This window comes from Pseudomonas sp. EMN2, from assembly GCF_009650555.1.
In the GTDB taxonomy this organism is placed as follows: Bacteria; Pseudomonadota; Gammaproteobacteria; order Pseudomonadales; family Pseudomonadaceae; genus Aquipseudomonas; species Aquipseudomonas sichuanensis.
The window spans coordinates 32,815-47,208 of record NZ_VZZR01000045.1 but is presented as its reverse complement, the minus strand read 5'-3'; the positions used below and the strand labels follow the sequence as shown (position 1 = coordinate 47,208).

Below are 14,394 nucleotides of genomic sequence, written 5' to 3'. Positions count from 1 at the left end.
GTCTACCGATGATATCGGCATGCCATCGTCAAACCTGAGCGATAAGTGCGAAACGAACCGGCCCGCCATAAGGCGGGCCGGTCGATGCAGCAGCTGACGATCAGCGGCGGCGGAACAGCGGCAGCGGCTCGTCGGTGGCGCCCTGGTAGGTCACCGAGAAGTCCTTCAGGCTCTGCAGCGCGTCTTCCGGGTCCTTGTCGGCACGGATGGCGAACGCATCGAAGCCACAGCGGGCCATGTAGAACAGCTGGTCGCGCAGCACGTCGCCGATGGCGCGCAGCTCACCCTTGAACTTGTAGCGGTCACGCAGCAGGCGCGCATTGGAATAGTTGCGCCCGTCGGTGAAGGCCGGGAAGTTCAGGGCGATGACCTGGAAGTGCTCAACGTCCGCGCCGATTTCTTCGGCTTCCTCGTCGCTGTCCAGCCAGATGCCCAGGCCGCCGTCGCGGGCCTTGAGCATGCTCGGATGGTCACGCCACAGTTGCAGCGGCACGATGTAGTCGTCGCAGTTGGTCAGCTCGTCGATCGAGACGTCCTTGGGCAGCAGGTGCCAGGTTTCGTCGACGATCTGGTTGTTCTTAATGATTCGCTGCATAGACGCGTTCCTTGAAGGGGTCGATACCGATCCGCTGGTAGGTGTCGATGAAACGCTCGTCTTCGGTGCGTTGCTCGACATACACGTTGATCAGCTTCTCGATCACGTCGGCCATGTCATCCTGGGCGAACGAAGGGCCGAGGATCTTGCCCAGGCTGGCGTCGCGCGCGGCGTTGCCGCCCAGCGACACCTGGTAGAACTCCTCGCCTTTCTTGTCCACCCCGAGGATGCCGATGTGGCCGACGTGGTGGTGGCCGCAGGCGTTCATGCAGCCGGAGATGTTCAGGTCGAGCTCGCCGATGTCGAACAGGTAGTCCAGGTCGTCGAAGCGGCGCTGGATGGATTCGGCAATCGGGATCGACTTGGCGTTGGCCAGCGAGCAGAAATCACCGCCCGGGCAGCAGATGATGTCGGTCAGCAGGCCGATGTTCGGCGTGGCGAAGCCGTTCTCGCGCAGTTCCAGCCACAGGGCGTGCAACTGGCGCTGCTCGACGTCGGCGAGGATGATGTTCTGCTCGTGCGAGGTGCGCAGGTAGCCGAAGCTGTAGCGCTCGGCGAAGTCGGCGACGGCGTCCAGCTGCTTGTCGGTCAGGTCGCCCGGGGCAACGCCGGTGGGCTTGAGCGACAGGGTGACGGCGACGTAGCCCGGCTTCTTGTGCGCGCGGGTGTTGCGCGAACGCCAGCGGGCAAAGCCTGGGTGCTCGGCATCCAGCGCGCTGTAGTCCTGGTTGTCGAGCGCCAGGTACTCAGGGTCGATGAAGTGGCGCGCCACGCGCTGCACTTCGGCCTCGGTCAACGTGGTCTCGCCACCGCGCAGGTGGGCCATTTCGGCCTCGACCTTCTCGGCGAACACTTCCGGGGTGAGGGCCTTGACCAGGATCTTGATCCGCGCCTTGTACTTGTTGTCACGGCGGCCGTAACGGTTGTACACGCGCAGGATGGCGTCCAGGTAGCTGAGCAGGTCCTGCCACGGCAGGAACTCGTTGATGAACGCGCCGATCACCGGGGTACGGCCCAGGCCGCCACCTACCAGCACGCGGAAGCCCAGCTCGCCGGCAGCGTTACGCACCGGCTCAAGGCCGATGTCGTGCACTTCGATGGCGGCGCGGTCGTCGCTCGAACCGTTGACGGCAATCTTGAACTTGCGCGGCAGGTAGGCGAATTCCGGGTGGAAGGTGGTCCACTGGCGAACGATCTCGCACCATGGGCGCGGGTCCACCAGTTCGTCGGCGGCGACACCGGCGAACTGGTCGGTGGTGACGTTGCGCAGGCAGTTGCCGCTGGTCTGGATCGCGTGCATCTGCACGGTGGCCAGCTCGGCCAGGATATCCGGGATGTCTTCCAGCGCCGGCCAGTTGTACTGCACGTTCTGGCGGGTGCTGATATGCGCGTAGCCCTTGTCGTAGTCGCGGGCGATCTTCGCCAGCATACGGGCCTGCGTTGCGTTCAGCTGGCCATAGGGCACGGCGACGCGCAGCATCGGGGCGAAGCGTTGGACATAGAGCCCGTTCTGCAGGCGCAGCGGGCGGAATTCTTCTTCGCTCAGCTCACCGGCCAGGTAGCGGCGGGTCTGATCACGGAACTGCTTGACGCGGTCCTCGATGATCCGCTGATCGTACTCGTCGTATACGTACATAAAAGTCCTGTCTCAGGCTGCATGCAGCTAATCGCGCGCACGGCCGCGCACTCCGGAGCGGAGCGGGGGAACGATAGCAGAGTGGGTTTATGCGCTAAAGTGATGTTTTTGCATATGAAAAGAACCATTTGGACTAAGTGAGACTGACTGCCATTTGCCCGCTCTACACCGCGCTGCGCGTATACTCCGCCGTTTGCTCCCCAGGGATGTAACCGCATGCTCAAGGCCTTGTGCCAGGGCCTGTGCCTGAGCCTGCCGCTGGTGGCGGGCGCACAGGCCGCTTCGGTGGTATTTCTCAACCCAGGCTTGTCCAACGAGACGTTCTGGGTCGACTACTCACGCTTCATGCAGGCCGCCGCCACGGACCTGGGCATGCAATTGCGCGTGCAGTACAGCGAGCGCCGGGCCGACCTCGCCCTGACCCAGGCCCGCGCCGTGCTGCAGGGGCCGGAACGCCCGGACTACCTGGTGCTGGTCAACGAACAGTACGTCGCCCCCGAGATCATCCGCCTGTCCCGCGGTACCGGGGTCAAGCTGTTCCTGGTCAACAACGGCCTGACGGACAGCCAGGCGCGCAGCATCCAGGCCCAGCCCGACAAGTACCCCGAAGTGCTCGGCACCCTGACCAGCAACGACGAAGTGGCCGGCTACCAGATGCTCAAGGCGATGGTGGCGAAACTGCCGCCCTCGTCCGGGCCGGTCGACCTGCTGGCCTTTGCCGGGGTCAAGACCACCCCGGCCTCGCAGCTGCGCGAGCAGGGCATGCGCCGCGCGCTGGCAGACTTCCCGCAGGTGCGCCTGCGCCAGGTGGTGTATGGCGGCTGGAGCCGTCAGCGCGCCTTCGAACAGGCGCAGGTGCTGCTGGAGCGCTACCCCGAGACCCGGCTGGTGTGGTCGGCCAACGATGAAATGGCCTTCGGCGCCATGCGCGCCTTCGAGCAGGCGGGCAAGGTGCCGGGGCGCGATGCCGTGTTCAGTGCGGTGAACAGCTCGCCAGAAGCCTTGCGCGCACTGATCGACGGGCGCCTGGGCGTGTTGATGGGCGGCCATTTCACCCTTGGCGGCTGGGCCATGGTCATGCTGCACGACGATGCCATGGGCCTGGCGGTCAATCGCGACGGATCGCGCGAGCACCAGGTGCCGGTCCTGCAACTGATCGACCCGGCCAAGGCCCGGCGCTGGCTCAAGTTGCTGGAGCAGGGCGGCCACGGCGTCGACTTTCATCACTACAGCGCCGAAGGGCGGCCGGCCGACTACCGCTACCCGTTTCTCACGTCGCCCGTCGACTATTGAAAGTCCCTGCTTGAGCGAAGGACATTGCTGGACTTAACTGCTGCTTGTGAAGTGCATTCCCATAACCACTACAAGAGGCAATGCAATGGGAAACTCAACCAAGGTCCGCAAAGCTGACAGCAGTGTCGACGCCTGGGCGATCCTGTGCCTGATCGTGCTGGTGGTGGTCACCGCCGTGTATTGGGTCAGCCACCAGTAACGGGCCGCCATAAACCGTGAAACAAACCTGAACCGCCCGCGGAGTGGATATCCGCGGGCGGTTTGCGTTTGATGGCCTTGCCCACCCTGTGTAGGAGCGGCCTTGTGCCGCGAAAGGGCTGCGCAGCGGCCCCAGCGATCTTCACTCCACTCACTATCGCCGGGGCTGCTTTGCAGCCCATCGCGGCACAAGGCCGCTCCTACAGGGGTTGCATGTTTGTCTAGCGCGCAGTCAGATGTATCGCCAGCTGCACCAGCCCGATCAGTACGAAGATGAAGACCAGGGTGAACAGCGTGCCCATCACGATGAAATGGCTGGCCTTGCCGTAGGTGAAGTCGCGTGCGCGGTTTTTGCCGCTTTGCACGCCGAAGGCGGCGGCGAGGATGCTCTGCAGCATCTGCCAGAAGGTGGGCGGTTTGCCCGGGGTGCGGTCGTCCATGAGTGGCTCCTTGGTCAGAGGCAATCAGGGACAGTGTAGGTGAATGTATCGGCCCCATCGCCGGCAGCCTTAGCTGTCGTAACCCAGGTTCGGTGCCAGCCAGCGCTCGCTCACGCTCAGATCCTGGCCTTTGCGTGCGCTGTACTGCTCGACCTGGTCCTTGTCCACCTTGCCCACGGCAAAGTACTGCGCCTGCGGGTGGGCGAAGTACCAGCCGCTGACCGCCGCGGCCGGGAACATGGCGAAGTGCTCGGTGAGGAACACCCCGCTCGGGCCGGTCTCGCCGATGGCGCTGCCGTCGAGCAGGCGGAACAGGGTTTCCTTCTCGGTGTGGTCGGGGCACGCCGGGTAGCCCGGGGCAGGGCGGATGCCGCTGTACTGCTCCTTGATCAGCGCCTCGTTGTCCAGATGCTCGTCCTTGGCATAACCCCAGTGCTCTTTACGCACCTGCTCGTGCAGCCATTCGGCGCAGGCCTCGGCCAGGCGGTCGGCCAGGGCCTTGACCATGATCGAGCTGTAGTCGTCGCCCTTGTCCTGGTAGGCCTTGGCCACTTCCTCGGCACCGATGCCGGCGGTAGTGATGAAGCCACCCACGTAGTCGGTCACGCCACTGTCTTTCGGCGCGACGAAGTCGGCCAGCGACCAGTTCGGCTTGCCGTCGGGCTTGATGGTCTGCTGGCGCAGGTGGTGCAGGGTGGCCAGCGGTTTGCCGTCGTCGCCATACACCTCGATGTCGTCATGCTTGACCTGGTTGGCCGGCCAGAAGCCGAACACCGCGCGGGCACTGATCAGCTTTTCGTCGATCAGCTTGTCGAGCATCTCGCGGGCGTCCTGGTACAGCGAGGTGGCCGCCTCGCCGACGACTTCGTCGGTGAGGATGCGCGGGAACTTGCCGGCCAGGTCCCAGGAAATGAAGAACGGGGTCCAGTCGATGTACTCGGCCAGGGTGCGCAGGTCGATGTTGTCCAGCACCTTCACGCCGGTGAAGGATGGCACCGCGGCCTGGTAGCTGGCCCAGTCGTATTGCGGCTTGGCGGCGATGGCCTGGGCATAGCTCAGGCGCTCGGTGCGGGCGCTGCGGTTGGCGGTGCGCTCGCGCACCTCCACGTACTCCTCGCGGGTCTTCTCGACGAAGCCGGCCTTGAGCTCCTTGGACAGCAGCTGAGTTGCCACGCCTACCGCGCGCGAGGCGTCGGTGACGTAGACCACGGCATCGTTCGAGTACTTGGGCTCGATCTTTACCGCGGTGTGCGCCTTGGAGGTGGTGGCGCCACCGATCATCAGCGGCAGGTGGAAGTCCTGGCGCTGCATCTCGCGGGCTACGTGGACCATCTCGTCCAGCGACGGGGTGATCAGGCCGGACAGGCCGATGATGTCGCACTTCTGCTCGCGGGCGGTCTGCAGGATCTTCTCGGCCGGCACCATCACGCCCAGGTCGACGATGTCATAGCCGTTGCAACCGAGCACCACGCCGACGATGTTCTTGCCGATGTCATGCACGTCGCCCTTGACCGTGGCCATGAGGATCTTGCCCTTGGCCTCGGGCTTGTCGCCTTTCTCTGCCTCGATGAACGGGATCAGGTGGGCCACGGCCTGCTTCATCACCCGGGCCGATTTCACCACCTGGGGCAGGAACATCTTGCCGGCGCCGAACAGGTCGCCGACCACGTTCATGCCGCTCATCAGCGGGCCTTCGATCACCTCGATCGGGCGCGCGCATTGCTGGCGGCACTCCTCGGTGTCTTCGACGATGTGCGCGGTGATGCCTTTGACCAGCGCGTGCTCCAGGCGCTTGTCGACCGGCAGCGAGCGCCAGGCTTCGTTCTCGACTTCCTTGGTGGCGCCGCCGCCCTTGTAGTCGTCGGCGATGGCCAGCAGGGCGTCGGTGCCTTCCGGGGTGCGGTTGAGCACCACGTCCTCGACCTTCTCGCGCAGCGCGGCGGGGATCTCGTCGTAGATTTCCAGCTGGCCGGCGTTGACGATACCCATGGTCAGGCCGTTCTGGATGGCGTGGTACAGGAACACCGAGTGGATCGCCTCACGCACCGGGTTGTTGCCACGGAACGAGAACGACACGTTGGACACACCGCCCGAGGTCAGGGCGTAGGGCAGGTGGTCGCGGATATAGGCACAGGCCTCGATGAAGTCGACGGCGTAGTTGTTGTGCTCCTCGATACCGGTGGCGACGGCGAAGATGTTCGGGTCGAAGATGATGTCTTCCGGCGGGAAGCCCACTTCATTGACCAGGATGTCGTAGCTGCGCTGGCAGATCTCTTTCTTGCGCGCGGCGGTGTCGGCCTGGCCGACTTCGTCGAAGGCCATCACCACCACGGCGGCGCCGTAGCGCTTGCACAGGCGGGCGTGGTGCTTGAACTGCTCGACGCCTTCCTTCATCGAGATGGAGTTGACGATGCCCTTGCCCTGGATGCACTTGAGGCCCGCTTCGATCACTTCCCACTTGGAGGAGTCGATCATGATCGGCACGCGGGAGATGTCCGGCTCACCCGCGATCAGGTTGAGGAAGCGGACCATGGCGGCCTGGGAGTCGAGCATCCCTTCGTCCATGTTGATATCGATCACCTGGGCGCCGGCCTCGACCTGCTGCAGGGCGACCTCAAGCGCTTCGGTGTAGTTCTCTTCACGGATCAGCCGGGCGAACTTGGCGGAGCCGGTGATGTTGGTGCGCTCGCCGACGTTGACGAACAGCGACTGGCGATCGATGGTGAACGGCTCCAGGCCCGACAGGCGGCAGGCCTTGGGGATGTCCGGAATTGCACGCGGTTTGTGCTTGGCCACGGCCTCGGCGATGGCCTGGATGTGCGGCGGGGTGGTGCCGCAGCAGCCGCCGATGATGTTGAGGAAGCCGCTGGCGGCGAACTCCTCGACCACTGCCGCCATTTCGGCCGGGGTTTCATCGTATTCGCCGAAGGCGTTCGGCAGGCCGGCGTTGGGGTGCGCCGAAACGAAGGTGTCGGCCTTGCCCGACAGCTCTTCCAGGTACGGGCGCAGGTCCTTGGCGCCCAGGGCGCAGTTCAGGCCGATGGAGATCGGCTTGGCGTGGCGCACCGAGTTCCAGAACGCTTCGGTGGTCTGCCCGGACAGGGTGCGGCCGGAGGCATCGGTGATGGTGCCGGAGATCATGATCGGCAGTTCGACGCCGTCTTCCTCGAACACCTGCTGCACGGCGAAGATCGCCGCCTTGGCGTTGAGGGTGTCGAAGATGGTTTCGATCAGGATCAGGTCGGCGCCGCCCTCGATCAGGCCGCGGGTGGCCTCGATGTAGTTCACCACCAGTTCGTCGAAGGTGACGTTGCGATAGCCTGGGTCGTTGACGTCGGGGGAGATCGAGCAGGTGCGGCTGGTCGGGCCGAGCACGCCGGCGACGAAGCGCGGCTTGTCCGGGGTTTCCAGGGTTTTCGCATCGGCCACCTGGCGGGCGATGCGCGCGCCCTCGACGTTGAGCTCGTACACCAGCGCTTCCATGCCGTAGTCGGCCTGGGAAATCTGCGTGGCGTTGAAGGTGTTGGTTTCGAGGATGTCGGCGCCGGCGTCCAGGTAGGCTTTCTCGATCGCCGCAATCACATCCGGGCGGCTGAGCAGCAGCAGGTCGTTGTTGCCCTTCACGTCGCTTGGCCAATCGGCGAAGCGCGTGCCACGATAGTCGTGTTCCTCCAGGCGGTAACTCTGGATCATAGTACCCATGCCGCCGTCGAGGATCAGGATGCGCTCTTTGAGTGCTTTCTGGAGTGCTTGGTAACGAGCGCTGCGGTCGGACATAGGACTACCTGGTCGGGCGAAAATCAGAAGGTGCCGAATAATAACAAAGCTGCATGGATTTTAGGCGCTCTGCCCATTTGCATGAAATTCCCTCATGTTAGTGCGGCGCGCCACCCACACCTCAGACCCGCCAGGCACATCGTGATGGCTTCAAGTAACCAGGACATTCGGCACATGCTGTTTCGCATTCTCGCCAGCGCCTTCGCACTGCTGATCAGTGGCGCGGCGTTCGCGCAGGCCCCCCAATCCAGCCCGACGGTTTCGTACACCCGGGACATTCAACCGATCTTCACCGACAAGTGCGTGGCTTGCCACGCCTGCAACGATGCCGCCTGCCAGCTCAACCTGGGCAGTGCCGAAGGTGCCGAGCGCGGCGCCTCCAAGGTGCCGGTCTATCAGGGCGAGCGCAGCAAGGCGGTGCCCACCACCCGGCTGTTCTACGACGCCCGTGACGAGGCCGGCTGGCGCAAGCAGGGCTTCTATTCGGTGCTGGACAAGCAGGGCAGCCAGGCAGCGCTGATGGCACGCATGCTCGAGCTGGGCCACAAGACCCCGCTCACGCCCAACGCCAAGCTGCCCGAAGAGATCGTGCTGGGGCTCAACCGCAACAACATGTGCCCCATGCCCCACGAGTTCGACGCCTACGCCGGCGCCCACCCCAAGGAAGGCATGCCGCTGGCGGTGACCGGGCTGACCGACAAGGAGTACCAGACCCTGCAGCGTTGGCTGGCGGCCGGTGCTCCGGTGGAGAAAACCCCGATCCAGCCCAGCGCCGTCGAAGCGCAGCAGATCGCCGACTGGGAAGAACTGCTCAACCGCCCGGGCTCGACCGAAGCGCTGGTCGGCCGCTGGCTGTATGAGCACCTGTTCCTCGCCCACATCTATTTCAAGGGCGGCGAGCAGGGCCACTTCTTCCAGTGGGTGCGCTCGCGCACGCCCAGCGGCCAGCCGGTCGACCTGATCGCCACTCGCCGCCCCAACGACCCGCCCGGCACCGACTTCTACTACCGGCTGATCCCGGTGCAGGGCGTGATCGTGCACAAGACCCACATCACCTACCCGATGGGCCCGCAGAAGCTCAAGCGGGTCAAGCAGCTGTTCTACAGCGGCGACTGGCACGCCGAGGCACTGCCCGGTTACGGCCCGCGCCACCGCGCCAACCCGTTCGAAACCTTCGAGGCGATCCCGGCAGTGGCGCGTTACCAGTTCATGCTGGATAACGCCGAGTATTTCGTGCGGACCTTCATCCGGGGCCCGGTGTGTCGCGGGCAGATCGCCACCGACGTGATTCGTGACAACTTCTGGGCGCTGTTCCAGGAGCCGGCCCACGACCTCTATATCACCGATGCGCGCTACCGTGGCGAGGCCACGCCGTTGCTGGCCATGCCGGGCCAGATCGACGATGTCGGCAGCGTGCTGAGCCTGTGGCACGCCTACCGCGACAAGCGCAACGACTACGAGTCGCTGCGCCGCGAGGCCTATGCCGAGCAGCCCGCGCCGAGCTGGTCGACCCTGTGGGCGGGTAACGACAATGCCCTGCTGAGCATCTTCCGCCACTTCGACAGCGCCTCGGTCACCAAGGGCCTGATCGGCGACGTGCCCTTGACCATGTGGCTGTTCGACTACCCGCTGTTCGAGCGCACCTATTACCAGCTGGCGGTGAATTTCGACGTGTTCGGCAACGTCTCGCACCAGTTGCAGACCCGTCTGTACTTCGACTTGATCCGCAACGGCGCCGAGGTCAATTTCCTGCGCCTGATGCCGGCCAACAAACGCGGCGAGATCCTCGGCAACTGGTACCAGAACAGCGGCAAGGTGAAGATGTGGATGGACTATACCGACATCGACACCGACACCCCCAGTGCTCTCAAGCTCGACAAGCACGACCCCAAGCGCGATTTCGGTCTCAAGTTGCTGCAGCGCACCGGCAGCCTGAATGCCGCGCCCGACCCGATCAACCGTTGTCAGGGGGCCTTCTGCTCGCGGCCGCAGATGAGCGAGGAGTTCCGTGATGTCGAACAGTCGCTCAGCCGTCTGGTCTCGCGCCCGGCCGCCGGCCTGAAGGTGATCGGCCAGTTGCCCGAGGCGACGATGCTGCGTATCGAAGGGCAGGGCGGCCAGCGCCAGGTCTACAGCCTGCTGCGCAACCGCGCCCACAGCAACGTGGCGTTCCTGCTCGGCGAGGCGTACCGCTACCAGCCTGGGCTGGACACCCTCACGCTGTACCCCGGGGTGCTAAGCAGTTACCCCAACTTCATCTTCAATGTGTCGGCCAAGGATGTGCCTGAGTTTGTCGAAGACCTGGAGGCCGCCCGTGACGACACGGCGAAGTTCGAGCGAGTGGTCATGCGCTGGGGCGTGCGCCGCAGCCACCCCGAGTTCTGGCGCTACTTCCATGACCTGAGCCGCTACCTCCAGGAGACCGATCCGGTGGAAGAGGGCGTGCTGGACATGAACCGCTACGAGAACCTCTGATCGGTTGGCCGGGACATTCCCGGCATCCTGCGGTCGGACAGGCAGGGTGGTTCCGCATGCATCCATCGCGGGGCAAGTCGCAACGGCGCACCGCCGCTCCCACGCTAGTTACCTGTTGCGTGGGAGCGGGCTTGCCCCGCGATGGATGTTCGCCAGAGCCTCAATGCACCGGCAATCGCAGGTATTTCATGCTGTATTCGCTTCAAGCTCTGCGGGCATTCGCCGCCTGGGTGGTGGTCTGCCACCACTTCCGGCAGATCTTCTTCGACTTCCACGCCAGCGGCCCGATCGGCCAGCTGCTCGCCGAGCGAGGTGCGGTGGGGGTGGACATCTTCTTCGTGATCAGCGGGCTGGTGATCTACCTGTCCACCCGCGACAAGGACATCGCCCCCGGGCAGTTCCTGCTCAACCGCGCCCTGCGCATCGTCCCGGCCTACTGGTTCTACACCCTGTTGATGGCGGTATTGATGCTGATCGCCAGCCGCTGGATGCCGCACCAGGTATTCGAGTGGCAGCACCTGTTGTTGTCGCTGCTGTTCATCCCGGCCGAGAACCCCGGTGGCTATGGCCTGTACCCCACGCTCAACGTCGGCTGGACGCTGAATTTCGAGATGTTCTTCTACCTGCTGTTCGGCCTGGCCTTCCTGGTGCGCCAACGCCATCACCTGTTGCTGGTGACGGCGGCGCTATTGCTGGTCAGCGAAGTGCTCGGCCGCCTGGGTGTGCTCAGCCGCTTCTACAGCAACGACATCGTCTACGAATTCCTGCTGGGTATCGGCCTGGGGGTGCTGTACCGACGCGGGCTGATCCGCGAAGGGCTATGGCTGCCATTGGGGCTGCTGGCGTTGGCAGGCTTCGCGCTCTACCACCTGGATGCCTCGCAGCGTCTGCTGCACTGGGGCCTGCCCAGCGCGCTTGTGGTGCTGGCATTCATTGCGCTGGAGCCGTACTTCAAAGGCAACCGGGTGCTCAAGATGCTGGGCGACTGCTCCTACTCGGTGTACCTGATCCATGTGCTGGTGCTTTACGCCGGCTTGTTCGCCAGCCAACGGCTGCGCCTGAACCCGTACCTGGTATTCGCCCTGTGCGTGCCGTCAATCGGACTAATGTCTTGGTTCAGCTATCACTGGCTGGAACGTGGCCTGTACGGGCGGCTCAAGGCCTGGTTGGCGGCTCCGGTGGCCGCGGAACCCGCGCTGGCGCTATCCCGAGTCAAATACTAGGACTTTGTTCGGGGCACGGGTTGGCGTACACTGCCGGCAAGTCTGTGAGGAACTTCCATGAGCGCTATAACTATTACCGACGCCGCCCATGATTACCTGGCCGATCTGCTCTCCAAGCAGAACACGCCGGGGATCGGCATCCGTATTTTCATCACCCAGCCGGGCACCCAGTACGCCGAGACCTGCATCGCCTACTGCAAGCCAGGCGAAGAAAAACCCGACGACGAGCCGGTGGGCCTGAAGAGCTTCACCGCTTATCTGGACGCCGTCAGCGTGCCGTTTCTCGAAGACGCGCTGGTCGACTATGCCACCGACCGCATGGGCGGCCAGCTGACCATCAAGGCCCCTAACGCCAAGGTGCCGATGGTCAACGAAGACAGCCCGATCAACGAGCGCATCAACTACTACCTGCAGACCGAGATCAACCCGGGCCTGGCCAGCCACGGCGGCGCCGTGAGCCTGGTCGACGTGGTCGATGACGGCATTGCCGTGCTGCAGTTCGGTGGTGGTTGCCAGGGTTGTGGCCAGGCCGACGTGACGCTCAAGGAAGGCATCGAGCGCACCCTGCTCGAGCGCATTCCGGAGCTCAAGGGCGTACGTGACGTGACTGACCACAGTCAGAAAGAAAACGCCTACTACTAAGGTGTTTCTTCCTATCGCGGGGCAAGCCCGCTCCCACGCACATAGACCTGCGTGGGAGCGGGCTTGCCCCGCGATTGCGTTTGCCCCGCCAGCCCAACGACTGAACAAGGATGCTCGGTATGTACCGCACCCTGCCCGCACTCATCGCCCTGATGCTTTCGACCCAAGCCTTGGGCGCCTACCAGCCCCCTGGTAGCAGTGAGGCCGACTACCGTCAGGCCGTCGCCAGTCTCGACGTGGTCGAGCCACAGCTGATGGTGATGGTCCAGAAGCTCGCCCAAGGCACCCCCGCCCAGGATCTGGAGCCACGCCTTGGCCAACTGCGTGGCCAATGGACGCCGGCGCTGCAACAGCTCCAGCGCGCAGCCGATGCAGGCCATGCCGTGGCCCAGTATCGAATGGCGCTTTACCTGTTCGCCTATCAGGCAGATGCCATCGAGCTCAACGACCCCAACCAGTGCGCACTGCTGACCAAGAGCCTGGAGCAAGGCTTCGCGCCAGCTGCTGGGCGCATGGTCAACCTATGTATTGGTTATGTCGACGGACCGGCCTATGCGCCAGCATTGAACAAGGCGCTTTCCGACTTTTCCCAGTTCACGGCCTATTACCCGCAGCCAACGGTGACGCTGGAGTGTGCCAAGCCGAACCCACAAGACATCCAGTTGCAATGGGGCGATGCGACGGCCTACCAGGCCGAGCTCTACCGTCTGCTCGGCTTTGCCAGTGATCGACGCAGCCCGCTGCGCCGCGAGTTCTGGCAGAAGGCAATCGATATCAATGGTTGCCCCGCAGTCGCCAGGCGTATGGACAGGTTGCAGAACTGAAGTCGCAGCTAGCAATAAACTGTTACCAATTCAACCCCTGCGACAACAGGCCGCATCCCGGAAATCAAGGGCTTGCGGCCGATCGGGCCTAGGTCGGGTGGATGGCCAGGGGGTGGCATGACAGAATGCCCCGGTTTTCTGGCCGACCCACCCCAAGGGCCGGCACCTTCCCTGTAAAGGATGGTTCCATGACTGATCTGTTGACCCGGCGCGCGGTAGTCGCCGGGATGGGCGTACTGGGGCTTGGCCTGTTGGCGGGTTGCAACCCGGCCCGCGGCCTGGACTTCAAGTACGGCAAGAACATGAGCAACGAGATCCTCGGGCGCAAATTCAAGCTCAAGGACACTCAGGGTAACGAACGCTCCCTGTCGAGCTTCTACGGCAGCATGCCGATGATCTTCTTCGGCTTCACCCAGTGCCCGGCAGTCTGCCCGACCGCGCTGGCGCGTGTGGCGCAGATCCGCAAGATGCTCCGGGGCCGTGACCTCGAGCTGTTCCAGCCGGTGCTCATCACCTTGGACCCGGAACGCGACACCCCCGAAGTGCTCGATGCCTACGTCAAGGCGTTCGACCCGTCGATCATCGCCCTCACCGGCACCCCCGAGGAAATCGCCGAAGTGGCCCGGGAGTTCAAGGTGTTCTACGAAAAAGTCCCGGTCGGCGACACCTATACCATCTCTCACTCGTCCACCAGCTACGTCTACGATACCCGTGGCACCCTGCGCCTGAGCCTCGGCCATTCCCTCAACGCCAAGGAATGCACCGAAGACCTGCTCACCCTGATGGAGATCTGCTGAATGTCGATGCAACCGATCAAACGCACCCTGGCTGCCCTGGCGCTGTTCGGCCTGGCCCTGCCGGCCTTCGCCCAGACCACCGTGAGTGACGCCTGGGTACGCGCCAGCGTGCCGCACCAGCAATCCACCGGTGCCTTCATGACCCTCACCGCCAGCAGCGACAGCAAGCTGGTGAGCGTGGCATCACCGGTAGCCAAGACCGTGCAGGTGCACGAAATGACCATGAACGGCGACGTGATGGGCATGCGTGAGGTCAAGGCGGTCGAACTGCCGGCCGGCAAGCCGGTCACCCTCGACCCGAATGGCTTGCACGTGATGCTGATGGGCCTGAACCAGCAGGTGAAGGACGGTGAGCAGGTGCCACTGACCCTGACCATCGAAGATGCCAAGGGTGCCAAGGAAACCCTGCAGGTGCAGGCAACAGTGCGTCCGCTCACTGCCGAGGCGGGCGGCGGGCATGATCATATGCACATGCAGCACTGATCGAGTAGGGG

At 64.0% G+C, this 14,394-nt stretch carries 11 protein-coding genes; 7 read left to right on the top strand and 4 right to left on the bottom strand.

Going from position 1 to position 14,394, the window contains the following annotated elements; genetic code table 11:
- Positions 1-100: 100 nt before the first annotated feature.
- A complete protein-coding gene (locus tag F6X61_RS14715; protein ID WP_153787237.1) occupies positions 101-595 on the bottom strand; it encodes a DUF934 domain-containing protein in 495 nt (164 codons plus the stop codon).
- Entirely contained in the window at positions 579-2,231 is a 1,653-nt protein-coding gene (locus F6X61_RS14710) for a nitrite/sulfite reductase (protein WP_153787236.1), read from the bottom strand. Before F6X61_RS14710 ends, F6X61_RS14715 begins: the two co-directional genes overlap by 17 nt.
- Before the next feature lie 216 nt (positions 2,232-2,447).
- Between F6X61_RS14710 and F6X61_RS14705 the strand changes: the two genes are divergently transcribed.
- Positions 2,448-3,524 (top strand): ABC transporter substrate-binding protein, encoded by a 1,077-nt coding sequence (locus F6X61_RS14705; protein WP_153787235.1) that lies wholly within the window; start codon positions 2,448-2,450, stop codon positions 3,522-3,524.
- Between the two features lie 419 nt (positions 3,525-3,943).
- Here F6X61_RS14705 and F6X61_RS14700 read toward each other — a convergent pair whose 3' ends face one another.
- Entirely contained in the window at positions 3,944-4,162 is a 219-nt protein-coding gene (locus tag F6X61_RS14700; protein WP_153787234.1) for a DUF2970 domain-containing protein, read from the bottom strand.
- Positions 4,163-4,231: 69 nt separating this feature from the next.
- On the bottom strand, positions 4,232-7,939 hold the full coding sequence (gene metH / locus F6X61_RS14695; RefSeq protein ID WP_153787233.1) for a methionine synthase: 3,708 nt from the start codon (positions 7,937-7,939) through the stop codon (positions 4,232-4,234).
- 174 nt (positions 7,940-8,113) lie between these two features.
- Between metH and F6X61_RS14690 the strand changes: the two genes are divergently transcribed.
- The 6 genes from F6X61_RS14690 to F6X61_RS14665 all read left to right on the top strand — a co-directional run bounded on the left by F6X61_RS14690 (position 8,114) and on the right by F6X61_RS14665 (position 14,383).
- The gene (locus F6X61_RS14690; RefSeq protein ID WP_153787232.1) at positions 8,114-10,414 is read left to right on the top strand and encodes a fatty acid cis/trans isomerase; all 2,301 of its coding nucleotides are present in this window, start codon (positions 8,114-8,116) and stop codon (positions 10,412-10,414) included.
- 188 nt (positions 10,415-10,602) lie between these two features.
- A complete protein-coding gene (locus tag F6X61_RS14685) occupies positions 10,603-11,637 on the top strand; it encodes an acyltransferase (RefSeq protein WP_153787231.1) in 1,035 nt (344 codons plus the stop codon).
- A 57-nt stretch (positions 11,638-11,694) separates the two neighbouring features.
- Positions 11,695-12,279 carry a Fe-S biogenesis protein NfuA gene (nfuA, locus tag F6X61_RS14680; protein ID WP_110996563.1) on the top strand — a complete coding sequence of 195 codons (585 nt, stop codon included), beginning with the start codon at positions 11,695-11,697 and terminating at the stop codon, positions 12,277-12,279.
- 119 nt (positions 12,280-12,398) lie between these two features.
- Positions 12,399-13,103: a hypothetical protein gene (locus F6X61_RS14675; RefSeq protein ID WP_153787230.1), complete on the top strand. Its 705-nt coding sequence runs from the start codon at positions 12,399-12,401 to the stop codon at positions 13,101-13,103.
- A 188-nt stretch (positions 13,104-13,291) separates the two neighbouring features.
- Positions 13,292-13,900: an SCO family protein gene (locus tag F6X61_RS14670; RefSeq protein WP_110996177.1), complete on the top strand. Its 609-nt coding sequence runs from the start codon at positions 13,292-13,294 to the stop codon at positions 13,898-13,900.
- A complete protein-coding gene (locus F6X61_RS14665) occupies positions 13,901-14,383 on the top strand; it encodes a copper chaperone PCu(A)C (protein WP_153787229.1) in 483 nt (160 codons plus the stop codon).
- Positions 14,384-14,394: the final 11 nt, after the last annotated feature.